Here is a 24,195-nt window from a genome sequence, read left to right as displayed (position 1 = left end):
CATAGTATAGGGCGGGGCGCTACGCTTGCCATTGCGCGTCCCCGGAATTCGACGTAACCAGCCGCAAACCCACTGGAAATCGGGCATGACCGACCGCAAAAACGGCCTCACTTACGCCGATTCAGGCGTCGATATCGACGCGGGCAACCGCTTGGTCGACCTGATCAAGCCGATGGTGCGCGCCACCGCGCGGCCCGGCGCCGACGCCGAGATCGGCGGCTTCGGCGGCCTGTTCGACCTCAAGGCGGCCGGTTTCAAGGACCCGGTCCTGGTCGCCGCCACCGACGGCGTCGGAACCAAGGTCAAGATCGCGATCGAGACCGGCCTGCATGGCGGCATCGGCATCGACCTCGTCGCCATGAGCGTCAACGACCTCGTGGTGCAGGGCGCCGAGCCCCTGTTCTTCCTCGACTATTTCGCCTGCGGCAAGCTCGATCCGGAGGCCACGGCCTCGATCGTCGCCGGTGTCGCCGAAGGCTGCCGGGAGTCCGGCTGCGCCCTGATCGGCGGTGAGACCGCCGAGATGCCCGGCCTCTACAAGGACGGCGATTACGACCTCGGCGGCTTTGCCGTCGGCGCCGCCGAGCGCGGCACGCTGCTGCCGCGCAAGGACATTACGGCGGGGGACGCGGTGATTGGCCTTGCCTCGTCGGGCGTGCACTCCAACGGCTTTTCGCTGGTGCGCAAGATCGTGGAACAATCCGGCCTCGGCTTCGAGACGCCGGCGCCGTTCGCGCCCGTGATGACGCTCGGCGGCGCGCTGCTGACGCCAACGAAGCTCTACGTCAAATCCTGTCTGCGCGCGATCCGCGAGACCGGCGCGGTGAAGGGGCTTGCCCACATCACCGGCGGCGGTTTCACCGACAACATTCCGCGCGTGCTGCCGAAGGATCTTGGCGTCGGCATCGACCTCGCGCGCCTGCCGGTACTACCGGTGTTCAAATGGCTGGCCGCACAGGCCGGCATCGCCGAGCTCGAAATGCTGCGCACCTTCAATTGCGGCATCGGCATGATCGCGATCGTCGAGCCTGACAAGGTCGACGAGGTCGTGCGGGTCTTCACCGATGCCGGCGAGACCGTGGCGCAGCTCGGCACCGTGATCCCGGCCGAGGGCGAGCATCGCGTCGTCTATAACGGCCATCTCGACCTGGCACTGTGATGAAGCGCCGTGTCGCCATCCTGATCTCCGGCCGCGGCTCCAACATGGCCGCGCTGATCAGGGCCGCCAGCGCGCCGGATTTCCCCGCGGAGATCGCGCTCGTGATCTCGAACAAGGCCGACGCCCTCGGGCTCGAACGGGCCAAGGCGGCCGGCGTGAACACGCTGGTGATCGAGAGCAAGCCGTTCGGCAAGGACCGCGCCGGCTTCGAGAAGGTCATGCAGGCCGCGCTCGACCAGCACGGCATCGAGCTGATCTGTCTCGGCGGCTTCATGCGCCTGTTCACGGCCGAGTTCACCAAGGCCTGGTACGGGCGGATGCTCAACATCCATCCCTCGCTGCTGCCGTCGTTCCCGGGCCTCGACCCGCACGGTCAGGCCCTGCGCGCCGGCGTAAAACTGTCTGGCGCGACGGTGCATTTCGTGATCCCCGAGACCGATGCCGGCCCGATCGTGATGCAGGGCGCGGTGCCCGTCAGCGACCACGACACGGCTGACACGCTGTCGGAGCGCATCCTCGAGGTCGAGCACCGCATCTATCCCGAAGCGCTGCGGCTGCTCGCAACCGGCAAGGTCCGGATCGAGGGCGATGTCTGCAAGACCGCGGGAAGCTCTGCGTCGGAGAATTTTTTGGTTGCGCCGGTGGTGGGCTGAAGCGCGAGTCGCGTTTTGTCGCCCCAAATAAAATCCCCCGGCAGAGCCGGGGGCAACGTCATGATCTCTCGCGCTAGGCTTTGAGAGACATCAGGAGACCTTGAGGTTCTCCGCGGATGACTTGCCGCGGTTCTCCACGAGGTCGTATTCAACCACCTGGTTTTCGTTGAGGGTCGAGAGTCCGGCGCGCTCGACGGCGGAGATGTGGACGAACACGTCCTTATCGCCGCCGTTCGGCTTGATGAACCCATAGCCCTTGGTCGGGTTGAACCATTTGACGGTGCCCTTTTGCGGCATCCTCAGTCTCCTCCACTAGATACAAAAAAGACGCGGCCGCTGTTTCGCGTGCCACGCCACAAACGGGCTTCCGGAAGTCTGTTCGAGTCTTGAGTCTCAATGTCGCGAAACGCACAGCCGAGCGGCCAATTCCGATTGTGTCCAATATTGCAACATGAAAATCGCCCGTTAGCAAGCCGCGTGCGATTTTCAAGAGCGGTCCCGCTATCGGCAGCCGCTATTTCGAACCTGTGGCAGCGGAACCACAATTGAGAGCAATGCCTCGCGACGACGTTGCCTTTCGGTTGACCCTCCGCGGCAGTTCGGCGCAAATCGTGCGATGCGCCGCACATCGTGTTGCATATTTGCGCGCTGTCATTTTGCTTTTGGGATGAACCGTCATGCGCTGCATCTCGCAGCCCTCCGGGACACGGCAGACACTCAGCGTGAACCGTGTCCGCCGGGTCGCTGCGGCGGTCTCCAAGGCCCTTGCCAAGATCCTAGCCAAGACCCTTGCGGCCATGGCTGTTGCGCTGGTCATGACGATGTCGGCGGCGCCCGTCTTCGCGCAAAGTCCGACACCCACTCCGACCCCGACGCCTACGCCTACGCCGTCGCCGACCCCTGTCCCGATGCCCACCTCGATCAACTACGATCAGTCGGCCGGCAACAGCATGCTCAATCTTGGTTCGGGATTTCTGGAGCGACTGGGCAACCAGGCCTCCAATGGCTTTGACCGCGCGTTCCGCACCAATCCCGGTGGTGGCGGCGCATCCGTGAGCACGGAAGATCCGCGCTACCGCACCTGGGTCGAGGGCTACGGCATTTCCGTCCGCACCGATGCGCAAGGCGACTTCGTCGGCGACAAGCGCAAGACCTTCGGAGGCGTTGCCGGCTTCGGCGCGCGGGTTGCGCCGGGCGTCAATCTCGGCTTCTCCGTCGACCAGAGCCACACCGATATCGACGTGCCGCTCGCGCTCCAGTCCGCAACGCTGGACCTGACGCAACTCGGCTTCAACGGCTCGGTCGACAAGGGACCATGGACCTGGGCCTTCGCGTTGGTGCACGGCTTCGGCAAGGTCCACTCCAGCCGTGATACCGGCTTCGGCTTTGCGACCGCGGGCTATCGCGCAGCCGTCGATGGCGCGCTGACCGAGATCAGCTATTACTGGACCAAGGACCAGATGCGCATCGTGCCCAAGGGCGCGGTCGAATATGTACGCGCGACCAGTGCGTCGTTCCAGGAGGCCGGCGGGCTCGATCCGCTCAGTGTCGGTTCCACCACGCTCTCACGCGCGCGTGTGTTGGTCGGCGCCGAGATCGGCCGCTACTTCATCTTCGACCAGAAGATCCTGGACCTGTCCGCCTACGGCAAGTTCGTCGACAATTTCCACCAGGACCTTGGATCGATCCAGGTCAGCCTGGGCACACAGAGCATCGTCGTCCCCGGTATCGGCGAGAGCCGTTACGGCATGGACGCCGGCGCCTCGGCCTCACTCAGCCTGACCAACACGGCGCGGCTCTATGTCAATTACGACGGCAAGTTCCGCAACGAGCTGACGTCGCACCAGGGCACGGCCGGCTTCGAATATCGCTGGTAAGCTGGATCCCGCTGGCGTTACGTCGGCGTCGCCGCGACGTAACCGCTCAACCCAAACCCCTCGCGCACCGCGGTCATCATCGGCACCAGCGCGTTCGGGTGGATGAACTCGTCGCGGAAGCAGGGATAGGTCCTCGGATCGAAGATCCTCTTCAGCCAGTCGACCACGATCTTGTGGCGCTCGGAGCTGCGGAATTCCCGGTGATAGGTGAGCCAGAGATCGGCGTGGTGGCTGACGCCGAGATCGACGGCAACGAGCGGTGCGCCGAGCGCGATCGAGACGGTCGGCAGGAAGCCGATGCCGGCGCCGCGTTCGACCGCATAGAGCGCGCCGACGGATGAATTGGTCTTGATGCCGACGATGCCTTCGAGCGAGGTCAGTCCGAGAATGCGGGCATAAGCGCTGTCGTCGATTTGTGGAGCGGTCTGCTTGACGATGCGATGGTTCTTCAAGTCGGCGAGCGTTGCCGGCACGCCGTAGAGGTTCTCGTATTCCCTGGAGACGAAGGGATAGATGTGCAGACGGCCGAGCTTGGTGACGATCAGATCGGGATTGGTCGGCGGCTCGAGCTGGATCGCGATATCGGATTCAAGCCGCGCCACGTCGGCCTGCTCCATCGCACAGCGCAAGTCGACCGTGATCTTGTGATAGGTCTTCTGGAAATCGATCAGCCGCGGCAGGATCCAGAAATTGCCGGGGCCTTCCGTCACCGCGACGCGCACGGTGCCCGCGGTGTCGTTCGACGAGCGCGAGGCGCGGCGGAAGACGTTGAAGGCGTGGCGCTCCATGTGCGCGACGTCGGCGATCATCGCGGTGCCTTCGTCGCTGAGCGTCAGTCCGCTCTGGTCGCGCAGGAACAGCTTGCAGCCGATGCTCTCCTCGAGCCGGTCGATCCTGCGCATCAAGGTGGTGGACGTGAGGCCGAGCTCCTCGGCCGCGTTGCGAAAACTTTTATATTTCGCGCACGCTAAAAACAGCTTCAAATCGTCCCAGGATGCATCCAGGGCTTCTTCACGGTGCTGCATCATCGCAGCACCCCGGTGCAATAACTGCTGCATACTCCTGATCCCCAACCGCTAAGCTCAATGTCGTAGCGGGGCGCTGAAGGCTTCGAACGATAGTGGGACGACATGAGTATGGAAAGGGGCTCGTTTGCCGCAAGGCATGATTTCGATGCGCTGCCGCAAAGCCCGGACGTGGATGTCCGGTGCGCGCAATTTTCCGAAATTGCGACGCTTTCGGAGATGGCGCATCGGCTGGTGCCGGGTGTAGAGATCGGCGCGGCGGAGCTTGCGAGATATCTCACCTTCGATCCCCAGAGCATCCTGACGTTCAGCCGCAAGGGCAAATTGCTCGGCGGCATGGCCTTCCTGTTTCTCAATGAGCGCGGGCACGATGCTCTGCTGCTCGACGAGATTTGCCTGACCGCGCCCGAGACCCACTATCTCGCCTCACCAAGGCAAGACGTTGCTGCCATCTACATCTGGGCGATCGCGGCGAGTGGCCGTGGCATCGCTGGTCTCGGCAAGGCCGCGGCTCATCTGCGACAGCTAAGGTTTCGCAGCGCCGATTGCTATGCGCAGCCGTCAACCGTGGCCGGCCGCGACATCATGAGGGCGACAGGATTCGAGCCCGTCCCGAGCTTCCAACCCGACCTCTGGTGCTACCAGCGCCCCTGGAACAGGCAGCCGATGCGCATGCCGGGCGCGATCGTTCACGCAAGGAGTTTTGCACATGCACGGTACTAGGATTCCTCTCGCCAAGCCCGACTCCCGCGCCATCACCATCCGTCTCGCGCGTGACCCGAACGATCTCATGCTGGTCACCGCCATCCGCTCCGCGGTTTATCTCGCCGAGCAGGATTGTCCGTTCGAGGAGGAGTTCGACGGCAACGACATGGTTGCCGCGCATTTCATCGGCTATATCGGCAACGAGCCTGCGGGCTGCCTGCGGGTTCGCTTCTTCGGCGATTTCGCCAAGGTGGAGCGGCTCGCGGTGCGGCACCAATATCGGCGCTCGCGCGTCTCGTTCAAGCTGGTGCAGGCGAGCGTGGACTATGTGAAGCGCAAGGGGTTCCGCAAGATTTACGGCCAGGCGCAGGACCGGCTGGTCGATTTCTGGGCCCATTTCGGCGCCAAGCCGCTCGGCCATAACCGCAAGATCACGTTCTCCGATTTCTCCTACACGGAGATGCTGCTGGAGATCGAGCCGGGCCCGGATGCCATCACGCTGGACAGCGATCCCTATGTGATCATCCGCCCCGAGGGCGATTGGGACCGGCCGGGCGTGCTCGATGCATCCGCGGGGCGGGCAGTGACCTCGCCGCTGCGGGACCTCGCACTCGCTGATCGCTGAAACTGGTGCAGCTGTGCGCAACAATATGCTGGTCTCTGTTGACGATGATCCGCCGATCCTGATCTGCGCGGATCTCCAGGTCGAATATCTGACCCCCGGGCGACGCCATCTCATCCGTGACGGCGATGCCGCCACTGCGCGCTGCCTGGAACTGCTCACATTGTGGCGCAACAATCTCAAGCCGGTGATGCATCTGAAGCGGATCGCGCAGGCGGCCTGGTTCAATCCGGCATCGAGGCTGACCGATTGGATCGAGGAAGCGAAGCCGCGGCCGGGCGAGATGACGTTCGAGCATCCGCTGCCCTCGGCCTACAGCTCCTCGCGGTTCGTGGACTACATGTCCAATATCCGCAATGTGCGCTGCATCCTGATCGGCTTTTCGTTCGACGAAACCATCCTGGCCACCGCCATCGACGGGTTTCACCGCAGCCATCGCTATCAGGTGATCGGCGATGCCGTGGCCTGCCGACAGGCGGGCACGGGCGATGCCGCCGCCTACAAGCATGCGGTGGTGAATGTCGTCGGAAATTTTGCTACAGTTCATTCCAGCGCCGACCTGATCAGAGCCAGCGGCGCCGTCGCGGTGTAGGCGGCCGCGATCGGCGGATGGGGTGAGACATTGTCACGGGGAGACGAGCTCAAGGAGCTGGCGAGCGACCTGTCGCGTGCCGCCGAGCGGGCGCGCCGGCTTGGCCTGCCGACGACTGTCTATCTGCTCTCGATGGCAGTCGTCGAGGTGAGGGAGGCCGCTGTCGCCGATGACGGGGATGACGACAACGCGGCTTGAGGTTTACCTCCTCACGCGCCGCCGATTGCGCGTTGCAGGATGTAAGACGCGTCGGTGCCGTCGCCGTCGCCCGCATAGGCGACGAACTGGTCGGGGCGGACCAGGATTTGCCGCGCCGCGTATTTCTCCCGTCCGCCAGAGGCAGTGTCCTTGATCACCTTCAGCGGAATATGAAGTCGTCCTGCGGCTTGCTCGAATGCTGTCGCAGCTGTGCCGTCCGCGAGGTCAATCAGGGTGAACCCGTTGCCCAGTTCCTCGAACACGTTCTTGCCTGACGACAGGGGCTGCGGGGTGAGATGGTGACCTGCGCGCGCGGGATAGGCATGCGAGCCGATCGCGCTGCAGATGGCTCCAGCCGGGCCGAAGACGATCGATGACCCCTCGTAGTTCGGCTCGAAGGCGTTGACCTCGGCGCGCGCGCCGGAGTGGCGCCCGTGCCAGGCGACCTCGAAATCGCTGCGATCTCGCGCCGGATCATGCCGGCGAAGAAAATCACGGTCGCGGAAGATCGGCGTCTCGATGAAGTCACGCGCGGTGGACGCAAACACCGGCCGCCGCTCCGCATCATAGCTGTCGAGCAGACCGGCGGGCGCCCAGCCTTGCAACATGGCGGCGAGCTTCCACGCCAGATTCACGGCGTCTTCGAAGCCGGTATTGATCCCGTAGCCGCCATAGGGCGGATGGCTGTGCGCTGCGTCTCCCGCGACGAAGACGCGGCCCGCACGATAGCTGTCGGCGAGCGTGAAGCGTAGATCCCAGAATCCGATGTGCTCGAATTCGACGTCGAATTCAGCTCCGGCGGCCTCGTGCAGGAGGCGGCGGAAATCGAAATTGTCGGCCGTGGTCTCTGCGGGAACGGGGGCGTGAAAGAACCAGGTGCTCCCGAGATCGACCCGGCCGAAGAACTTCCAATAGCCCTCGAGCTCCGGATGCAGCACGCTGTAAAACGACTTGCCGGGAAAGGCCGCGAGCAGCCGATGCAATTCGACGGAGCGAAACACCAGCAGCACCATCAGCCGATCGTGGTCGGAGCGGGTCTGCGTAATGCCTGCGCGTTCGCGCACGATCGATCGGCTGCCATCACAGCCGACGACGTAGTCGGCGCGCAGGCTCTGTTTCGCGCCGTCGCGATGCTCGATGTCGAGACTTACGCCGCCGGCGTCGGGCCGGACGTCCCGGCAGGTCCAGCCGTATCGCAGGTCGATGGAGGAGAGCTGTGCCGCGCGTTGCCGCAGCACGGCTTCGGTCGCGTATTGCGGCAGGCGTTCGTTGTCGGTGAAATAGAACGGGCGCACGAGTTCGCGCTGCAGCCAATCGTAATTGTAGCCGCTGAGCAACGTGCCATAGCTGGTCATTCCGCCGATGCCGTAATCGGGAGGAATGGTGCGAGCTTCGCGCAGGGCGCTTTCGGCGCCCCAGAAATGGAAATGCTCCATCGTTCGCTGGGTGAGGTTTTGACCCTTTGGGATCGGTTGCGGCTGTTCGTGGCGCTCGACCACGATGGTCTTGATGCCGCGCAGGCCGAGGCCGATCGCCAGACCCATCCCGACTGGTCCGCCGCCGACGATTACGACGGGCGCATCACTGTCCGCTGAAGCCTGCCTCACAATCGTTTCCCCAGGTTGTCATCGCGCGAGGCGCGATCGTCCGTCCTCATGGGACGCCCCAGGAAACGCGTCAAGTAAAATCTCGTTATATGAGATTATTCTGGGTCACTGTCGGTCATCGAGGATATCTGGCGGGCGGCTTCCCGGACCTCGGCGCTGATGCGATCGATCAACTCGCCTTTGGTATCCTGGCCCGCGATCGTGATGCACAGGCTGGCGACCGGGTAACTTGCATCGAGGATCGGAGCCGCTATCCCAATCGCGCCCGGCGTCACTTCACCGAAGGCGACAGCGACGCCGGCGCGGCGCACACGCTTCAGGGTTGCCAGAATTTCGTCAGGCGTGCCGCCGGCACCGACGCTGCGCAGATCGGCCGCGTAGCGTGTCACGAGCGGCATCACGCGTTGCCTGGGCAGGAAGGCCATGATCGAGCGTGCGATCGCGCCGCGTCCCATCGCCATCGGCCGGCCGCGCGGATAGCTGCTCACGGGATTCACCGCGGACGCGATCGAGGCTACGCACAGCATCTTTTCGCCATACCACCGCACGACCAGGGCGGTGCAGGGATGCATGGCCGACAGGCGTTCCAAATGCGGCGTGGCGGCCGCGATCAGCGGATCGGAACGGCGGCTGAGATAATCCATCTCGACCACGCGCGGGCCGAGTGCGAACCGCCCGCCGCGCATCGGCATGACGAACCCGCTCTCCTTCAGGCTCTTCAGATATCGGTACAATGTCGGCCTGGAGTAGCCGAGCTCCTTCATGAGCTCGTCCGGCGACCATTGCGGCCGTGCCTCCGTGAAGAGATCGAGCACGGCAAGGACTCGATCCTGACTGTTTGCTTTGACCAAGTGGGGCTAGATCCAGCTTCGCGTGTTCGCCGTGTTAGCGCATTCGTGCGGGCCGCAAAACGGCGGCAGCTGCACGACTTGCCTTCATAGTAATCTCATTATAAGAGATTTTGAGAAGAAAAATAGTGCAGGGGCTGCCGGGGAGGGGTTTGGCATGGCTGTGACAGCTGCAGATGAGGTCGTGCCAGGCACGATCGACGCGATCAACGTTCCGGCCTTTGTCGATGCTCAGCCGGTTGGAGCCTTTCAGATCCGGGTTCTGCTGGTCTGCGCCGCCGTGCTGTTCATCGACGGCTTCGACACCCAGGCCATCGGCTACGTCGCCCCTGCGGTCGCGCAGGAATGGAAGCTGGCACGCGGGAGCCTTGGACCGGTGTTCAGCGCGGGGCTTTTGGGCCTCATGATCGGTGCCCTCGTCTTCGGGCCAATGGCCGACAGGATCGGCCGCCGGCGCATCATCCTTGCGAGTACGCTGGTGTTCGGCATCGGGACGTTGCTCACGGTGTTTGTGACGGACACGACCTGGCTGATCGCGTTGCGCGTCCTGACCGGCCTCGGGCTTGGCGGTGCGATGCCCAACGCCGTTGCCCTGACCTCCGAATTCAGCCCGCATCGCCGCCGCGCCACGCTCGTGATGATCATGTTCGCAGGCTTTTCGATTGGTGCGGCGCTGGGCGGGTTGCTGGCGGCCGCACTGATTCCGGCCTTCGGCTGGCGTTCGGTGTTTCTCGTCGGGGGCCTCGGGCCGCTGCTGCTGCTTCCTTTCCTGTTCAAGGCTTTGCCGGAGTCGATCCGCTTCCTGGCGATGATCGGCGGCCGCGACCGGGAGGTGGCCGACCTGCTCCAGAAGGTGGTCCCGGGCGCCTCGTTCCCGGCGAGTGCCAGCTTCGTCGTGCAGGAGCCCAGGCTCACGGGACTGCCTGTTGCGCATCTGTTTGCAGAGGGGCGTGGATCGGTGACGCTTCTGCTCTGGATCGTCTTCTTCATGAGCCTGCTCGACCTTTACCTCCTGTCGAACTGGCTCCCCATGGTGCTGAACGACCTCGGAGTCTCGGTTTCGGCGGCGGCCGCGATCGGCTCGATGCTGCAGGTCGGTGGCGTCGTCGGCACTTTCACGCTCGGCCATTTCATCGATCGCTTTTCGTTTCGCGCGTTGGCGCTGACCTATTTGGTCGCCGCGGTCGCGGTCGCGGCCGTCGGCATGGCAAGTCATTCGATCGTTCTGGTCACGATCGCCATCTTCGCGTCTGGCTTCTGCATCGTGGGGGGACAGATCGCCTCGAACGCGCTCACGGCGACCTTCTATCCGACGGCGATCAGATCGACCGGCGTCGGATGGGCGCTCGGCATCGGCCGCATTGGTTCAATCCTGGGGCCTCTGATCGGCGGCCTGATGCTGGCCCGCGACATGGGACCGCAGCCGCTGTTCGGCGCCGCAGCCGTCCCGGCGCTGATCGCGGCAGCTGCGGCTTTCGTCCTGGCGCGGCGGGGCTAGGCGAGGGGCGCGCCGGCTGCCGATGCGCCTGCTTTCCTGCAACGCTCATGTGCGCAAGTTGCCAACGAAATGACGTTGCAAGTTGCGGCCTGCCGCAATAGCCAAGATGTCGACGCTTTCTTTGGACAAGCTCGCTTGGACTGGTCTGCGTCATGACGCCAGTGACGCACCGTTGAGGAAGCACGCAAATGTCCATGCTGCCGAATTCGCAAGAGGCCCGGGATGTGGCCTACCAGCTCCATCCCTACACCAATGCGCGCACCCATCAGCAGGCCGGTCCCCTGGTGATCGAACGCGGCGAGGGGCCTTACGTGTTCGATGCGGCGGGCAAGCGCTATTTCGAGGCGATGGCCGGCCTGTGGAGCGTCGGGCTCGGCTTCAACGAGAAGCGGCTGGTCGAGGCCGCGCACAAGCAGATGCAGGCGCTGCCGTTCTACCACACCTTCTCCGCCAAATCGCACGGACCCTCGATCGACCTCGCCGAGAAGCTGGTCGCACTCGCGCCTGTGCCGATGAGCAAGGTGTTCTTCACCAATTCCGGCTCGGAGGCCAACGACACCGTCCTGAAGCTGATCGCCTATCGCTCCAACGCGCTCGGCCAGCCGCAGCGCAAGAAGGTGATCAGCCGGATGCGCGCCTATCACGGCGTCACCATTGCGTCGGCCAGTCTCACGGGCCTGCCGAACAACCACCGCTCGTTCGACCTGCCGCTGCCGAACATCCTGCACACCGGCTCGCCGCATTTCTACAAGGACGGCGCGCCCGGCGAGAGCGAGGAAGCGTTCGCCACGCGCCGGGCCGAGGAACTCGACGCGCTGATCCAGAAGGAAGGGCCGGACACGATCGCAGCCTTCTTCGGCGAGCCGGTGATGGGCGCGGGCGGCGTCATCGTTCCGCCGGCGACCTATTGGGACAAGATCCAGGCCGTTCTCAAGAAGTACGACATCCTGCTGGTCGCAGATGAAGTGATCTGCGGCTTCGGCCGCACCGGCAAGATGTTCGGCTGCGAGACCTACGGCATCAAGCCGGATGCGATCGTGGTCTCCAAGCAGATCACCTCGAGCTACTTTCCGTTGTCGGCGATCATCCTCAACGACCGCATGTTCGAGCCGATCGCGGACGAGAGCAACAAGATCGGCGTGCTCGGCCACGGCTTCACCGCAGGCGGTCATCCGGTCGGCTCGGCGATCGCGCTTGAAAACCTCAAGATCATCGAGGAGCGTGGCCTGGTCGCGCATGCCGCTGAGCTCGGCGGCTACATGCAGGGCCGCTTACGCGAGCTCGCGAGCCACCCGCTGGTCGGCGAGGTCCGTGGCGTCGGCATGATCGCAGCGCTCGAGCTCGTGCTCGACAAGGGCCGCAAGACGGCAGCGGCGACGCCCGGCGCGGTCGGCGGCATTGCCAGCCGCATGCTCCAGGAGCGCGGCGTGATCTCCCGCAACATGCTCGACGCCATCGCCATCTGCCCGCCGCTGATCACCACGAAGGGCCAGATCGACGAGCTGGTCGCTGCGATATCAGGCGTGCTGAATGACATGCAGGCGGAAGTGGCCAAGCTGACGCCGGCGTAGGGCTCGCTGCTGCGTCAAATTCCGTCATTGCGAGCGCAGCGAAGCAATCCAGAATCTCTCCTCGGAAACAGCCTGGATTGCTTCGTCGCAAGAGCTCCTCGCCATGACGATGGAGAGAGCGGGGCGGGCTGCCTAAGCCCGCTGAACCCCGACCACGCGACCCTTCTCGATCGCGAGCGCCAGCTCGCCGCGCTTGAGCTTCAAGGCGGCCTCGCCGAACAGCTCGCGGCGCCAGCCGCGCAAGGCGGGGACGTCGGCCTCGTCGCTGGCTGCGATCTCCTCGAGATCGTCGACGGTGGCGATCACCTTGCTGGCGACCGCATGGCGCTCCGCGGTCATGCGCAGCAGCACCTTCAACAGCTCGACGATCGCCGCGCCGTTGTTGTTGTTGCGCGGTTTCTCCAGCTTCGGCAGCGCCGAGAAATCCCGCGCCAGGCCACGCTCGACCGCGGCGACGATGTCCGCGCCCCATTTGGATTTCTCAAAACCCTTCGGCACCGAGCGCAGATGGGCGAGCTTCTCCAGCGAGTTCGGCGCGTGGGTGGCAATGTCGCTGATGGCTTCATCCCGCAGCACGCGGCCGCGCGGCACGTCGCGGCTCTGCGCCTCCTGCTCGCGCCAGGCCGCGACCTCCATCAGGACGGCGAGGTCCTTCGGCTTGCGCACGCGCGTCTTCAGCCGCTCCCAGGCGCGCTCGGGGTGGAAGTCGTAGGTGCGGGGCGAGGTCAAGACTTCCATCTCGATCGAGACCCATTCGCTGCGGCGGCGCTTCTTCAGGTCGGCGTCGAGCGCGGCGAAGACGTCGCGCAAATGCGTGACGTCGGACACCGCGTAGTGCATCTGCTCCTTGCTGAGCGGCCGGCGCGACCAGTCGGTGAAGCGGTGGGTCTTGTCCGGGCGGTGACCGGTGACCTTCTCGACCAGCTGGTCGTAGGCGATGCTGTCGCCGTAGCCGAGCACCATGGCGGCGACCTGGGTGTCGAACACCGGATGCGGGATGATATTGGCCTGATGCCAGATGATCTCGATGTCCTGGCGAGCGGCGTGGAATACCTTCAGCACGCTCTCATTGGCCATCAGCTCGAAGAACGGCTTGAGGTCGATGCCCTCGGCCAGGGTGTCGATGACCACGGCCTCCTCGGCGCTGGCCATCTGCACCACGCACAGCAGCGGGTAATAGGTGGTCTCGCGCAGGAACTCGGTATCGACGGTTATAACGGGGTGCTTGGCGAGGCGGCTGCAGGCAGCCGCGAGGTCAGCGGTGGTGGTAATTAAATCCATGAACGGCCCATGACACGTGCCATCAGCCGTTCTGCCGAAAGTGCTGTGATGTCAAGGGGCTCTAAGCGAATTCGAGCCTTGCATCGGGCCGAAATCGGCCCTTTCGCGGAAAATTCCTATTCGTAGCGGATCCGGTGCGAGGATTTGCGGGCGCAGGGCAGTGCCACCACGACCACGCACATGGCGACCAGCGCCAGCCCCAGGAACTCGAAAACCAACAGATCCACGGCGAAATCTCCAGAAACATTGATAGATTTGTCGGGGGTGCGTTGACGGTCTGTTAATTCTCGTGGTTACCGGCGGCGGGCCGGGCCGGATGGTGGACGAGAGGTTAACGGGGGCCTTCAGCTCGCTTCACGCCATGAGTTTCGGCAAGGCCGCGGCGAGCGCGTCCACGGCGACGCGGACTTTTGGGGACAGGCGGGGCGAACGGGGCCACACGGCGTGGCAGTCGTAAAGAAACTCGCCCTGGCCGGCGAACAGAGTGACCAGCGCGCCAGTGTTGAGGCGTTCACGGACCAGCCAATAGGGCAGCCAGGCGAGCCCCATGCCCTGCGCGGCGGCATCGGCAATCGCTTCCATGTCATCGAGCCTCAGCCGGCCTGACGGCATGATCTCGCGTGGCGGCTGGCCCTGTTGCGGAAACAACCACGGCCGGACGCGTCCGGAGCGGCGGTAGATGATCGCCTGGTGCGCGGCGAGATCGTCGATCGATTTCGGCTTGCCGTTGTTGCGCAAATACGAGCGCGCGCCGCACACCACCATGCGCTGGCCCCCGATGCGACGCGTGATCAGCCCGGACTGGTCGTCGAGATCGCCGGTCCGGATCGCAAGATCATAGCCGGCCTCGATGATATCTGCGATCGGATCGCCAAAGGAGAGGTCGAGCTCGAGACGCGGATATTTCCGCGCGAGCTTCATCAACAGCGGCGCGATGCAGTGCCGTCCCAGCAGGGCAGGCATGGTCACGCGCAGCCTGCCGCGCGGCTCGGACAAGTCATCGGCAACGGCGGCATCGGCTGCCTCCGCCTCGCTGAGCACGGCACGGCAGCGCTCGTAATAGGCCTGGCCCGCGTCGGTCAGGCTCTGGCGCCGCGTGGTGCGGTTGAGCAGGCGCGTGCCGAGGCGCTCCTCGAGGAATCGCAAATGCTTGCCGACCATCGGCCCCGATATCTCCAGGGCGTCGGCCGCGGCGGCGAACGAGCCGAGATCGACGGCCCGAACGAACACGGCCATGCTGGTCAGGCGGTCCATGATTGAAAACTCCTGGTTTCGACTGTTCGCTTGTTCAGGCGATTTATCTGCTTCCGCGGGGTCGGCATAGCTCCATTCAGTTCAACTGTTTTGGAGTGTGCCCATGGCTCGCGTCGTTCGCTTTCATCATCATGGCGGCCCTGAGGTGCTGCGCATCGAGACTGTCGACGTTCCGCCGCCGGCAAGGGGTGAAGTTCAGATCCGGGTCAGGGCGCTTGGCCTCAACCGCGCGGAAGCGCTGTTGCGGAGGGGCACCTATATCGAGAGCGCGATATTTCCGTCCGGCCTTGGTCTGGAGGCGGCCGGCATCGTCGAGGCGATCGGGGACGACGTCACCGGCTTCGTGCCGGGCGACATCGTCAGCATCGTGCCGCCGTTGTCGATGGTGCGATGGCCGGCCTATGCCGAGCTCGCAACGTTTCCAGCCGAGCTCGTCGTGAAGCATCCGCCCGAGCTCGGCTTCGAGACGGCCGCCGCGATGTGGATGCAGTATCTGACGGCTTACGGCGCGCTGGTCGACATCGCCGGACTCTTGCGAGGCGACGTCGTCGCCATCACGGCGGCATCGAGCAGTGTCGCCCTCGGGGCCATTCAGATCGCGAACCGGATCGGCGCTATCCCGGTCGCGCTGACGCGGACCTCGGCCAAGCGGGTTGCTTTGCGCGATGCCGGCGCCGCGCACGTGATCGCCTCGGACGAGGAGGACATCGAAGCACAGCTGGCGGCGATCGCCGGTCCAAACTGCGTCCGCGCGGTCTTTGACGCTGTCGGCGGGCCCGCGTTCGAGCCGCTGACCGCGGCGATGTCGCCGGGCGGCGTGCTGATCGAGTACGGCGGGCTGAGCCCCGAGCCGACGCCGTTTCCGCTCGTCAACGTGTTGACCAAGAGCCTGGTGTTACGCGGCTATCTCGTCCACGAGATCATCCGAGACCCGGTGCGCCTTGCGCGGGCAAAGGCGTTCATTCTCGACGGGCTGTCGGATGGCTCGCTGAACCCGATCATCGCCAGAACGTTCCGCTTCGAGGAGATCGTCGAGGCGCATCGCTTCCTGGAGTCGAACGAGCAATTCGGCAAGATCGTAGTGACGATCTGAGATCGTAGTGACGATCTGAGATCGTGGTGACGATCTGAGATCGTGGTGACGATCTGAATTCGCGCGGCGATCAGCCTCCCTCGAAGATCCTCTTTCGCGCGTTTTCAATATGCGTGCGCATGGCACGACGCGCGCCTTCTTCGTCTTCAGCCTCGATGGCCTCGAACACGCGGCGGTGCTCCTGCTGGCCTCTGAGGATGCGGCCGCGCGGCTGAATGAGCGAGAGGTTGCGGTTCAGGTTGACGCCGATGGCGATCTGCTCCCGTAGCGAGGTCAGCGTCTCGACAAAGAACCGGTTGCCGCTCGCCTCGGCGATCGTGCGGTGGAACAGCAGGTCCTCCTCGACGCCGAGGCCGCCCTCGCGACCCTGCGCGACCATGGTGTCGAGCTTGGTCAGGACCTGCTGGATCCGGCGGAGACCTTGCCTGTCGCGGTTGCGCGCGGCGAGGGCGGCAGCATCGCCCTCGACGGCCATGCGGAAGACGAAACAACGCTGGATGTCAGGAATACTGCTCACAGGCGCGAATTCGAAGGCATTGGCGGCCGGGCGCCGGGTCACGAACCAGCCCGCGCCCTGGCGCGATGCGATCAGCCCGTCATCGCGCAGTCGCGTCAGCGCCTCGCGAACGACGGGACGCGAGACGCCGAGAAGTTCAGCAAGGCCGTTTTCCGGCGGCAGCCGGCAGTTCACGGGAAGGATGCCGATCGCGATCTGGCCCAGCACGTGGTCGTAGATCCGGTCGCTCAATCGTCCGGTCGAGGAGGAGAGCGGCAACTCCGCGGATTTCATCGCAGGCTTTTTCAACTCCGGCTCCGCCAGACAAGTTTTTGACATCTCAGTTCGCCATCGAGGCGCTTGGCCGCAGTTCGAAGCCGCTGCGGAACAGGCGACTTGACAACCAGCAATAATTTCGTCGATGCTCGCCTTACAAATAAATAACAAGTCAAACAAGAAATAAAGCGCGTGGGAGGCGAGAATGAGGATGAGGTCCGCGACCTTGATGGCCGCCGCCTTGATGGGATCGGCTTTTTGCAGCGGAGCCCTTGCCGCTCCGATCAGTCTTTCGATCATCGATACCGGCGGCGATCTCGCCTCGGTGCAGACCATCATCGAGAACTACAAGAAGGCCAATCCGGACAAGGTCAGCGAGATCAAGATCCAGCGCGCGCCGGCGCCGGAGCTTCCGGCCAAGATCAAGGCGCAGCAGGATGCCGGACGCCTCGATATCAATCTGGTGCTGACCGGGCAGGACGGCGGCTCGCTGCTCGCCCAGAACGGACAGCTCATCGCCATCCCCGACTATCAGAAGAGCTTTCCGCGCGATGGTCTCACCGATGCGGGCAAGGCGCTTTACGACGAGGGCAAGGGTTTTCTCATTCCGTCCGTCGGCAATGCCGGCGGTCCCGTGCTGATCTACAATCCCGCCAAGGTGCCGAGCCCGCCGAAGACCGCACAGGACTTGCTGTCGTGGGTGAAGGCGAACCCGGGTAAGTTCATGTATGCACGCCCGGCGAACAGCGGGCCGGGCCGCGCGATGTTGCAGGGCTTTGCCTTCATTCTCGGGGACTCCAAGCCGCTCGATCCCGAGAAGGGCTGGGACAAGAGCTGGGATTTCCTGAAGGAGCTCGGCAAGTCCGTCGAATATTATCCGACCGGCACCGCGATCACCCTGAAGGAATTCGCGCAGGGACAGCGCTGGATGATCGCGGGGATCATGGAGTGGGACATGAAGCCCCGCGCGCAGAGCGTGATCCCGCCGGATTCGAAGATCGCGATCCTGGAGAACACCACGTTCGTGGTCGACGGTCATTATTGGTGCATCCCGAAGGGTGTTCCGCAGGAGCAGGTCGACATCATCGTCGACCTCATGAAGTTCATGTGGAAGCCGGAGCAGCAGGCGCTCACCTGGAAGGCTTTCATCGGGCCGGTCGTGAAGGCCGCGACCCTGGCATCGGCGCCCAAGGACATCCAGGACGAGGTGAAGGAGTTTTGGCGTCCCGAGTACGATCAGATCGGGACCAAGTGGAAAGTGTCGCCTCCGCTCGGCGTGACCGAGCTGAGCTACGCGATGGAACGGTGGGACCGCGAGGTCGGTGCCGACCAGGTCAAGAAATAACAAGAACCGGGACCAGGACGCGAGGGGCACGCGAAGCGCGGCCCTCGCGCGCGTATGCGGGGCAGGGAATGGCCGATTCCATTGATAAGCTCGTGATGTCGATCACCAAGCGCTATGGCGGCAAGGTCGTGCTCGACCGCTTTCCGCTGGCGATCGGTGGCGGCGAATTCGTCACCTTTCTCGGGCCAAGCGGGTGCGGAAAGTCCACGGCGCTCGGCATCATCGCGGGGCTCGTGCCGCCAAGCGACGGCGAGATCCACCTTAACGGACGCCGGATCGATGACGTGCCGCCTGAAAAGCGCGGCTTCGGCATGGTGTTCCAGAATTACGCGCTGTTTCCGCATCTGACGGTGTTCGGCAACGTCGCGTTCGGCCTCTCGTTGCAGAAGCGCCCCTCTGCGGAAATAGACCGGCGCGTGCGTGAAATGCTGGGTCTGGTGCGTCTTGCCGGCTATGAAGACCGCTATCCCGGCCAGCTCTCCGGTGGGCAGCAGCAGCGCGTCGCCATCGCGCGCGCGCTGGTGCTGCATCCGCGCCTGATGCTGTTCGACGAGCCGCTGTCCAACCTCGATGCAAAGCTCCGCGTCGAGATGCGTGCCGAGATCAAGCAGCTGCACGCACGGCTTGGCCTGACCTCGATCTACGTCACCCATGATCAGGCTGAAGCGCTGTCGCTCTCCGACCGGATCGTCGTGCTGCGCGAAGGCGTGCTCATGCAGGTGGGCACGCCGCAAGAGATCCATGACCATCCCAGCAATGTGTTCGTGGCCGACTTCATGGGGTTTCGAAACTTCTTCGATGTGACGCTCGGTTCGGAAGCCGGCGGCATGATCGATGCGGGTTTCAGAGGCCAGACCTTGCAGGCCCGGGCCAGGGACGGCTTTCGCCCAGGTGGGGACGCCGTGCTGGCGATCCGGCCGGAGGACGTGCGTCTCGGCAAGGTTGCCGACGGCATCAATGCCGTGCGCGGCAAGGTCGAGCTGGTCGAATATCTCGGCCGCGAGCAGGAGGCCGAGATCGCGCTCGATGGCGGCGCGCGGCTCTGGATTCGCTCGCTGGAGAAGCTCACCCTGGGCGAGACGCTGGATCTGACTTTGCCGGCGGACAAGTTCGTGCTGCTGCGGCGCGAGTGAGGGGGAGAGATCGTGGCACGCATCCGCTCCGATTCCCGCAGCGAGCTCGACCTCGTCGCCATCCTCTGCCTTGTGCCGTCGCTGCTCTATGTGCTCGCGATGTTCGTCTACCCGTTCCTGTACGGGATCTACATCAGCCTGCAGCCGAAGAAGCGCGATGCCGGCATGTTCTCGAATTATGTCGCGTTCTTCAACGACGCCTACCAGTACAATACGATCAAGACGACCTTCATGCTGGCGTTGCCGACGACAATCGCTGTCGTCCTGGTCGCGCTGTTCCTCGCCTACGGGATGCGGCGTGGCATCTGGTTCGAGCGCACCATCACGACCATCCTCGTGCTGCCGATCTCGCTCGGTGTCGTCTTCCTGTCGGAAGGCATCCTCGGCTTTTACGGTCACAATGGCTGGCTCAACCAGTTGCTGCTTGCCGTCGGGTTGATCCAGAATCCGCTCGAGCTGACGCATAATTCCATCGGCGTCACCTTCTCGCTGTTCATGCAGAACTTCCCGTTTTGCTTCCTGATGCTGCTCGGCTACATCTCCGGCATCGACCCCAGCCTGGAAAGCTCCGCCCGCATGCTGGGCGCAGGGCCCTGGACCATCTTCCGCCGCGTCATGTTCCCGCTGATCGCGCCGGGCCTGATCATCGCGTTCGCGCTTGTCTTCGTGATGAGCTTTGCCGTGTTTCCATCGGCGGTGATGGTGGGCCAGCCGGCCGGTTCGACCCGGACGATCTCGATCGCGGCGTACCAGCAGGCGTTCGAGCAATATGACATGTCCTACGCGTCCGCGATCGCGGTCATCATGGGGCTCTGCCAGCTCGCGGCGCTGGTGGTCATCGTGCTGGTGCGCCGTCGCATGACCATCGCGACGACCATGGGCGTCGGCAAACGCTGAGGGGGCGCCAATGCGTGGACGGATGTGGAAACTGGCGATTTACCTGTTCCTGCTCGGGTTCATCCTCAACCTGCTCGGAATCGTGACGCATGTCGTCGTGAGCTCGTTCGCCAAGCGCTGGTTCGGCAAGCCGCTGCCGCCGGCCTTCACGACCGACTGGTTCACCTACGCCTGGCGGGAGTTCGAGCTCTCGCACGTTCTCTTCATCACGCTGTTCATCGCGCTGGCCGTCGTGTTCATCGCGCTGGCGATCGGCTTTCCGGCGGCTTACGTCCTGGCCCGACGGAATTTCAACGCCAAGCCGGTCCTGCTGCTGCTCTATTTCCTGCCGCTGCTGATCCCGCAGATGACCTACGGCATTCCGCTCGCCACGACGCTCTATGGGTTCGGCGTGGGCGGCACCGTGTTGGGCGTCATTCTCGCCGTGCTCGTCCCCATGGTTCCGCTGGCCGTGTTCATCCTGCTGCCGTTCTTCGAGCAGATCAGCTTGAACCTGGAATGGTCGGCGCAGATGCTCGGAGCGAGCCGGATGCAGATTTTCCGCCGCATTCTGCTGCCGTTGATGCTGCCGGGCATTCTGACGGCGGGCCTGCTCGTTCTCGTCAACACCATCTCGAACTTCGAGCTGGCATTCCTGCTCGCCGGAGGCGGCTCGCAGACCCTGGTCGTCGCGCTGTACTACAACGTCTTCGCGGGCGGCGTCCGGCCGGTCTATTCCATCGACGCGATGGCGGTCATCTACATGTGCACGGTGATGGCCGTGCTCCTGGTCGCATTGCGGTTCGTGCGTCCGACGCAGATGGTGTTCAGGCTCGACGGCAAGCGTAACTGACGCGATCGAGGCCTCGAAATGATGTCGGCGCCCCGCGGGGCGGAGCGCCGACATTCGTTTGCGAACGGCGGCCTTACGGCAGCTTCAGCGAGGTCTCCGCATTGTACGGCTTGAGCGTCTCATCCGCGGCCTTCTGGGCGGCGGCGAGGGCTTCCTTCGGCTGCTTCTTGCCGTTGAGGACCAGCATGACCTCGTCCTCGAGGTTCTTGCGGACGGGGACGGTCTTGTAGGTCGCGAACCAGGGTTTTGCGACGTCGAGCTGCTCGACGGCGGTCTTGGCGTCCGGGTTCTTGTTGAGGAAGTCGACCATGTCGGGCGTTTTGTAGGCGGCCATGTTGGGCGCGAAATAGCCGGTGGCGCGACTCCACCAGGCGCTCTTCTCGGGCGAGGTCATCCACTTGATCAGCGTCCAGGCGGCCTTCTGCTTGTCGGCTTCGAGGCCGGCCGGGACGATCAGCGAAGCGCCGCCGATCGGCACAGCGTTGCGAACGTTGCGCGGGATGAACGCGACCTTGTAGGCGAACTTGGCGTTGTCGCGCACGTAGGTGAGCGAGCCCGTCGAGAGCATCATCATTGCGGCGTTGCCGGAGATGAAGGAGGTGCTGACGGCGGGGCCGGGCGTGGCGCCGGGGGCGTGGACCTTGTGCTTGTAGACGAGGTCGTTCCACCAGGTCAGTGCGCCCAGCATCGAGGGCGTGTCGTAATAGACTTCGCCGCCGAACTCCTCGTTGTAGTAGCGCCCGCCATTGGTCATGGTGAGCGTTTCCATCATCCAGCCGCAATAGTCGTAGGCGCAGGGGATCGCGATGCCCCACTGGGTCACCTTGTCGCCCTCGCGCTTGGTGAGCTTCTTCGCCCAGTCGGTGAGCTCGGCCCAGGTCTGCGGCGGCTTGTTCGGATCGAGGCCCGCTTCCTTGGCCTTGTCGGCGTTGATGTAGAGCAGCGGCGTCGAATTGTGGAAGGGCACGCCGTAGACCGAGCGGTTGATCACCGCGTTGCCCTGCAGCGCCGGGAAGAACTGGCCAAGGAACTGGTCCTTGGTGGTGCCGTCGGCGGCGATCAGGGGATCGAGGTTGGTGAGCTCGTTCTCGATCTGCATGTCGAGCAGGAAGTTCGCCGACATGATCACGGCGGCCGGCGGCTTGCCGGCCTTGATCGCGGCGCGCGTCTTGATCAGCGTGTCGTCATAGGAGCCGGTGTAGACGGCGGTCGCCTTGACCGCGGGATGGGTCTCGTTGAACTCCTTGATCAAGGTGCCCATGTCGCGGGCGAGCTTGCCGTCGACGGGCACGGGAAAGAACAGGTCGATCTCGGTCGGACCTTCGGCCATCGCCGGGACGGCGAGGGCGCCAGCCATAGAACCTGCCATGGCAAGGCCCAGCATGAGCCTGCGGGTAAACAGCATCGAGAAATCTCCTATTTGATGCCTGAGGTGACGAAAGAGCTGATGAAGCGCTTCTGGAAGATCAGGAAGGTGATGAGCAGGGGCGCGATCACCATCAGCGTGCCGGCGGCGATGGTGCCCCAGGCCTGCGTGCCTTCCGCGGTCGCGGTGAAGACGGACAGGCCAACCGTGAGCGGCCGCTTGTCCGGCGAATTGATCACCATCAGTGGCCACAGGAAGTCGTTCCAGTGGCTGGTCACGGAGATGATCGCAAAGGCCGAGAAGCTCGGCAGCGACAGCGGCACGTAGATGTGGCGGATGCGCTGGAACAGGCTCGCGCCGTCGATCAGGGCGGCGTCTTCGAGCTGGGTGGGGATGGCCTCGAAGGCCTGCCGCATCAGGAAGGTGCCGAAGGCGGAGGCGAAGAACGGCATCATCACGCCCGCGAGCGTGTCGTAGAGGCCGAACTGCGCGACGATGCGCAAATTCGGCACGATCAGCAGCACCGGCACCAGCATCAGCTGCATCAGGAACAAATAGAAGATCAGCGTCTTGCCGGCGAAGTCGAGCCGGGCGAAGGCGAAGCCTGCCAGCGTGATCGTGATGAACTGCACCAGGAGGATGCCGCTGCAGATGATCGTGGTGTTGAGGAAGTAGCGCGGGAAATCACCGATCTCCCAGGCATCCCTGATGTTGTCGAGCGTGGGCTTCAGGCTCGGCACCAGCTCGGCCATCAGGTTGATGCCGTCGGAGGCCGGGCGCAGCGTCGCCACGCCCATCCACAGGAACGGGATCAGCCAGACCAGCGCGAGCAGCACGGTCAGCAGGAAGCCGAGCTTGGGCGTGATCTCGCGGCGGGTCGCGAGCGGGGCGTCCTTCCACAGCGCGTCGATCAGCTTCATGGCCCGCCCTCGCGGTTCGCCATGGTGCGGAACGAGAGCGCGGTGAGGCCCATCAGCGCGGCGAGCGTCAGCAGCGTCGCTGCCGAGGCCTTGCCGACGTCGTAATGCTCGACCGCCTGCTGGTAGACGTAGAACAGCACGAGATTGGTGGCGTTCGACGGTCCGCCCTTGGTCATGACGAAGACGTGGTCGACCTGCGTCACCGCGTTGAGCGTGGCGATCACGATCACGAACAGGAAGGTGGGCTTGAGCTCCGGCAGAGTAATGTGCCGGAAGCGCTGCCAAGGCCCCGCGCCATCGAGATGCGCGGCCTCCATGACATCCTCGGGCACGGACTGCAGGCCTGCGAGGAAGAACAGCATGTAATAGCCGGCGTTCTTCCAGATCGTGATGATCATGATCGCGTACAGCGCGATATCGGGATCGCCGAGCCAGTTCGGCAGCACCGGCAGCAGCCGGCCGATGTAGTAATCGAGCAAACCAACGTTCGGCAGGAAGATGAACAGGAACAGCGCGGAGGCCGCGACCATCGGGATCAGCACGGGGAGGAACAGCGCAGCGCGCAGCGCGCTGGTCACGGCATTGGTGCGCGCCAGCGCCAGCGCGAACAGGAGCGCAAGCGCGATGCCCGGGACCGCCGTGCCGATGGCGTAGATCAGATTGTTGACGACGGCGCCGGTGAAGGAGGGATCGGCCAGCACCGCGTGGATGTTGTCGAGGCCGACGAAGCGCACCGGCGCCTTCGGCGTCGCCCGCTGATACAGCGCGTCGATGATGACGCGGCCCATCGCGCCATAGGTGAACAGCGCGAGGAAGACGAGCGAGGGCAGCAGCAGCAGATAGGCCGGCAGCGAGGCTTTGAAGCGGTGAGAGAACCGCTTCAGGACGTTGAGGCGCGGCGGCGCCGATGCCGCGACCGGGAGAGCCGCGGGTTCAGCGAGGCTCAT

Annotated in this window: 24 protein-coding genes; 14 read left to right on the top strand and 10 right to left on the bottom strand. The window is 64.2% G+C overall.

The genetic code is table 11. The features are described 5' to 3' along the window. Window positions 1–85 precede the first annotated feature (85 nt). Together purM and purN are read left to right on the top strand one after the other, a co-directional pair. The gene (purM, locus tag AAFG16_RS28225; protein ID WP_283079623.1) at window positions 86–1,159 is read left to right on the top strand and encodes a phosphoribosylformylglycinamidine cyclo-ligase; all 1,074 of its coding nucleotides are present in this window, start codon (window positions 86–88) and stop codon (window positions 1,157–1,159) included. Beyond that, window positions 1,159–1,812, top strand: a complete 654-nt coding sequence (gene purN, locus AAFG16_RS28220) for a phosphoribosylglycinamide formyltransferase (protein WP_342730516.1) — start codon at window positions 1,159–1,161, stop codon at window positions 1,810–1,812. Before purM ends, purN begins: the two co-directional genes overlap by 1 nt. A gap of 90 nt (window positions 1,813–1,902) precedes the next feature. Here purN and AAFG16_RS28215 read toward each other — a convergent pair whose 3' ends face one another. Next, a complete protein-coding gene (locus tag AAFG16_RS28215; RefSeq protein WP_008551638.1) occupies window positions 1,903–2,109 on the bottom strand; it encodes a cold-shock protein in 207 nt (68 codons plus the stop codon). Window positions 2,110–2,489: 380 nt separating this feature from the next. Between AAFG16_RS28215 and AAFG16_RS28210 the strand changes: the two genes are divergently transcribed. After that, a complete protein-coding gene (locus tag AAFG16_RS28210; RefSeq protein ID WP_342730513.1) occupies window positions 2,490–3,689 on the top strand; it encodes an autotransporter outer membrane beta-barrel domain-containing protein in 1,200 nt (399 codons plus the stop codon). 17 nt (window positions 3,690–3,706) lie between these two features. Here the strand turns inward: AAFG16_RS28210 and AAFG16_RS28205 are convergent, their stop codons facing one another. Continuing rightward, the gene (locus AAFG16_RS28205) at window positions 3,707–4,747 is read right to left on the bottom strand and encodes a LysR family transcriptional regulator (protein ID WP_283079620.1); all 1,041 of its coding nucleotides are present in this window, start codon (window positions 4,745–4,747) and stop codon (window positions 3,707–3,709) included. 72 nt (window positions 4,748–4,819) lie between these two features. Here AAFG16_RS28205 and AAFG16_RS28200 point away from each other — a divergent pair, with 72 nt between their 5' ends. From AAFG16_RS28200 to AAFG16_RS28185, 4 genes are read left to right on the top strand one after another with little or no spacing between them, the layout of a single operon-like run. After that, window positions 4,820–5,437 (top strand): hypothetical protein, encoded by a 618-nt coding sequence (locus AAFG16_RS28200; protein WP_342730510.1) that lies wholly within the window; start codon window positions 4,820–4,822, stop codon window positions 5,435–5,437. Continuing rightward, window positions 5,424–6,044: a GNAT family N-acetyltransferase gene (locus tag AAFG16_RS28195; protein ID WP_342730508.1), complete on the top strand. Its 621-nt coding sequence runs from the start codon at window positions 5,424–5,426 to the stop codon at window positions 6,042–6,044. Before AAFG16_RS28200 ends, AAFG16_RS28195 begins: the two co-directional genes overlap by 14 nt. A gap of 25 nt (window positions 6,045–6,069) precedes the next feature. Then, window positions 6,070–6,633: an isochorismatase family protein gene (locus AAFG16_RS28190; protein ID WP_283079617.1), complete on the top strand. Its 564-nt coding sequence runs from the start codon at window positions 6,070–6,072 to the stop codon at window positions 6,631–6,633. A 30-nt stretch (window positions 6,634–6,663) separates the two neighbouring features. Next, entirely contained in the window at window positions 6,664–6,831 is a 168-nt protein-coding gene (locus AAFG16_RS28185) for a hypothetical protein (protein ID WP_283079616.1), read from the top strand. An 11-nt stretch (window positions 6,832–6,842) separates the two neighbouring features. Here the strand turns inward: AAFG16_RS28185 and AAFG16_RS28180 are convergent, their stop codons facing one another. Then, the gene (locus AAFG16_RS28180; protein WP_342730505.1) at window positions 6,843–8,438 is read right to left on the bottom strand and encodes an FAD-dependent monooxygenase; all 1,596 of its coding nucleotides are present in this window, start codon (window positions 8,436–8,438) and stop codon (window positions 6,843–6,845) included. Between the two features lie 95 nt (window positions 8,439–8,533). After that, complete coding sequence (locus AAFG16_RS28175; protein ID WP_342730503.1) at window positions 8,534–9,253, bottom strand: IclR family transcriptional regulator; 720 nt, start codon at window positions 9,251–9,253, stop codon at window positions 8,534–8,536. 190 nt (window positions 9,254–9,443) lie between these two features. Between AAFG16_RS28175 and AAFG16_RS28170 the strand changes: the two genes are divergently transcribed. Next, window positions 9,444–10,784 (top strand): MFS transporter, encoded by a 1,341-nt coding sequence (locus tag AAFG16_RS28170; protein WP_342730501.1) that lies wholly within the window; start codon window positions 9,444–9,446, stop codon window positions 10,782–10,784. A 188-nt stretch (window positions 10,785–10,972) separates the two neighbouring features. Further along, window positions 10,973–12,355 carry an aspartate aminotransferase family protein gene (locus AAFG16_RS28165; protein ID WP_342730499.1) on the top strand — a complete coding sequence of 461 codons (1,383 nt, stop codon included), beginning with the start codon at window positions 10,973–10,975 and terminating at the stop codon, window positions 12,353–12,355. Between the two features lie 132 nt (window positions 12,356–12,487). Here AAFG16_RS28165 and rnd read toward each other — a convergent pair whose 3' ends face one another. Together rnd and AAFG16_RS28155 are read right to left on the bottom strand one after the other, a co-directional pair. Further along, complete coding sequence (gene rnd, locus AAFG16_RS28160) at window positions 12,488–13,636, bottom strand: ribonuclease D (protein ID WP_283079612.1); 1,149 nt, start codon at window positions 13,634–13,636, stop codon at window positions 12,488–12,490. 354 nt (window positions 13,637–13,990) lie between these two features. After that, window positions 13,991–14,890, bottom strand: a complete 900-nt coding sequence (locus AAFG16_RS28155) for a LysR family transcriptional regulator (protein WP_342730497.1) — start codon at window positions 14,888–14,890, stop codon at window positions 13,991–13,993. 103 nt (window positions 14,891–14,993) lie between these two features. Between AAFG16_RS28155 and AAFG16_RS28150 the strand changes: the two genes are divergently transcribed. Then, window positions 14,994–15,983: a zinc-dependent alcohol dehydrogenase family protein gene (locus tag AAFG16_RS28150; RefSeq protein WP_342730495.1), complete on the top strand. Its 990-nt coding sequence runs from the start codon at window positions 14,994–14,996 to the stop codon at window positions 15,981–15,983. A gap of 70 nt (window positions 15,984–16,053) precedes the next feature. Here AAFG16_RS28150 and AAFG16_RS28145 read toward each other — a convergent pair whose 3' ends face one another. Further along, on the bottom strand, window positions 16,054–17,094 hold the full coding sequence (locus tag AAFG16_RS28145; RefSeq protein WP_342730493.1) for a FadR/GntR family transcriptional regulator: 1,041 nt from the start codon (window positions 17,092–17,094) through the stop codon (window positions 16,054–16,056). Between AAFG16_RS28145 and AAFG16_RS28140 the strand changes: the two genes are divergently transcribed. The 4 genes from AAFG16_RS28140 to AAFG16_RS28125 all read left to right on the top strand — a co-directional run bounded on the left by AAFG16_RS28140 (window position 17,081) and on the right by AAFG16_RS28125 (window position 20,962). Beyond that, window positions 17,081–18,100 carry an extracellular solute-binding protein gene (locus AAFG16_RS28140; RefSeq protein ID WP_342730491.1) on the top strand — a complete coding sequence of 340 codons (1,020 nt, stop codon included), beginning with the start codon at window positions 17,081–17,083 and terminating at the stop codon, window positions 18,098–18,100. The genes AAFG16_RS28145 and AAFG16_RS28140 overlap by 14 nt on opposite strands. Window positions 18,101–18,168: 68 nt before the next feature. Continuing rightward, window positions 18,169–19,233 carry an ABC transporter ATP-binding protein gene (locus AAFG16_RS28135; protein WP_283079607.1) on the top strand — a complete coding sequence of 355 codons (1,065 nt, stop codon included), beginning with the start codon at window positions 18,169–18,171 and terminating at the stop codon, window positions 19,231–19,233. Between the two features lie 12 nt (window positions 19,234–19,245). Beyond that, complete coding sequence (locus AAFG16_RS28130) at window positions 19,246–20,130, top strand: sugar ABC transporter permease (protein WP_342730489.1); 885 nt, start codon at window positions 19,246–19,248, stop codon at window positions 20,128–20,130. Window positions 20,131–20,140: 10 nt separating this feature from the next. Next, window positions 20,141–20,962: an ABC transporter permease subunit gene (locus AAFG16_RS28125; RefSeq protein ID WP_283079605.1), complete on the top strand. Its 822-nt coding sequence runs from the start codon at window positions 20,141–20,143 to the stop codon at window positions 20,960–20,962. Window positions 20,963–21,035: 73 nt separating this feature from the next. On the opposite strand, the gene AAFG16_RS28120 is transcribed toward AAFG16_RS28125, so the two are convergent. From AAFG16_RS28120 to AAFG16_RS28110, 3 genes are read right to left on the bottom strand one after another with little or no spacing between them, the layout of a single operon-like run. Next, window positions 21,036–22,367, bottom strand: a complete 1,332-nt coding sequence (locus AAFG16_RS28120; RefSeq protein ID WP_342730485.1) for an ABC transporter substrate-binding protein — start codon at window positions 22,365–22,367, stop codon at window positions 21,036–21,038. Between the two features lie 11 nt (window positions 22,368–22,378). Next, window positions 22,379–23,248 (bottom strand): carbohydrate ABC transporter permease, encoded by an 870-nt coding sequence (locus AAFG16_RS28115; RefSeq protein WP_342730483.1) that lies wholly within the window; start codon window positions 23,246–23,248, stop codon window positions 22,379–22,381. Further along, window positions 23,245–24,195, bottom strand: coding sequence for a sugar ABC transporter permease (locus tag AAFG16_RS28110; protein WP_342730481.1), 951 nt, complete (start codon window positions 24,193–24,195; stop codon window positions 23,245–23,247). The genes AAFG16_RS28115 and AAFG16_RS28110 overlap by 4 nt, the downstream gene beginning before the upstream one ends.

It is taken from the genome of Bradyrhizobium sp. B117 (assembly GCF_038969555.1).
GTDB lineage: Bacteria > Pseudomonadota > Alphaproteobacteria > Rhizobiales > Xanthobacteraceae > Bradyrhizobium.
Note: the sequence above shows the minus strand (reverse complement) of the source record. Positions and strands in the feature narration are given on the sequence as shown.

Excerpts from the sequence above, each read along its gene's own strand:
- AAFG16_RS28145 (WP_342730493.1), bottom strand. The coding sequence starts at position 17,094 with ATGATGGTCTGCACCGAGGCGAGATCGCCGCCGGTATCGATGATCGAA.
- AAFG16_RS28215 (WP_008551638.1), bottom strand. The coding sequence starts at position 2,109 with ATGCCGCAAAAGGGCACCGTCAAATGGTTCAACCCGACCAAGGGCTAT.
- AAFG16_RS28135 (WP_283079607.1), top strand. The coding sequence starts at position 18,169 with ATGGCCGATTCCATTGATAAGCTCGTGATGTCGATCACCAAGCGCTAT.
- AAFG16_RS28110 (WP_342730481.1), bottom strand. The coding sequence starts at position 24,195 with ATGAGCCTCGCTGAACCCGCGGCTCTCCCGGTCGCGGCATCGGCGCCG.
- purM (WP_283079623.1), top strand. The coding sequence starts at position 86 with ATGACCGACCGCAAAAACGGCCTCACTTACGCCGATTCAGGCGTCGAT.
- AAFG16_RS28205 (WP_283079620.1), bottom strand. The coding sequence starts at position 4,747 with ATGCAGCAGTTATTGCACCGGGGTGCTGCGATGATGCAGCACCGTGAA.
- rnd (WP_283079612.1), bottom strand. The coding sequence starts at position 13,636 with ATGGATTTAATTACCACCACCGCTGACCTCGCGGCTGCCTGCAGCCGC.
- AAFG16_RS28125 (WP_283079605.1), top strand. The coding sequence starts at position 20,141 with ATGCGTGGACGGATGTGGAAACTGGCGATTTACCTGTTCCTGCTCGGG.
- AAFG16_RS28115 (WP_342730483.1), bottom strand. The coding sequence starts at position 23,248 with ATGAAGCTGATCGACGCGCTGTGGAAGGACGCCCCGCTCGCGACCCGC.
- AAFG16_RS28190 (WP_283079617.1), top strand. The coding sequence starts at position 6,070 with ATGCTGGTCTCTGTTGACGATGATCCGCCGATCCTGATCTGCGCGGAT.
- AAFG16_RS28170 (WP_342730501.1), top strand. The coding sequence starts at position 9,444 with ATGGCTGTGACAGCTGCAGATGAGGTCGTGCCAGGCACGATCGACGCG.
- AAFG16_RS28210 (WP_342730513.1), top strand. The coding sequence starts at position 2,490 with ATGCGCTGCATCTCGCAGCCCTCCGGGACACGGCAGACACTCAGCGTG.
- AAFG16_RS28155 (WP_342730497.1), bottom strand. The coding sequence starts at position 14,890 with ATGGACCGCCTGACCAGCATGGCCGTGTTCGTTCGGGCCGTCGATCTC.
- AAFG16_RS28120 (WP_342730485.1), bottom strand. The coding sequence starts at position 22,367 with ATGCTGTTTACCCGCAGGCTCATGCTGGGCCTTGCCATGGCAGGTTCT.
- AAFG16_RS28200 (WP_342730510.1), top strand. The coding sequence starts at position 4,820 with ATGAGTATGGAAAGGGGCTCGTTTGCCGCAAGGCATGATTTCGATGCG.
- AAFG16_RS28150 (WP_342730495.1), top strand. The coding sequence starts at position 14,994 with ATGGCTCGCGTCGTTCGCTTTCATCATCATGGCGGCCCTGAGGTGCTG.
- AAFG16_RS28195 (WP_342730508.1), top strand. The coding sequence starts at position 5,424 with ATGCACGGTACTAGGATTCCTCTCGCCAAGCCCGACTCCCGCGCCATC.
- purN (WP_342730516.1), top strand. The coding sequence starts at position 1,159 with ATGAAGCGCCGTGTCGCCATCCTGATCTCCGGCCGCGGCTCCAACATG.
- AAFG16_RS28165 (WP_342730499.1), top strand. The coding sequence starts at position 10,973 with ATGTCCATGCTGCCGAATTCGCAAGAGGCCCGGGATGTGGCCTACCAG.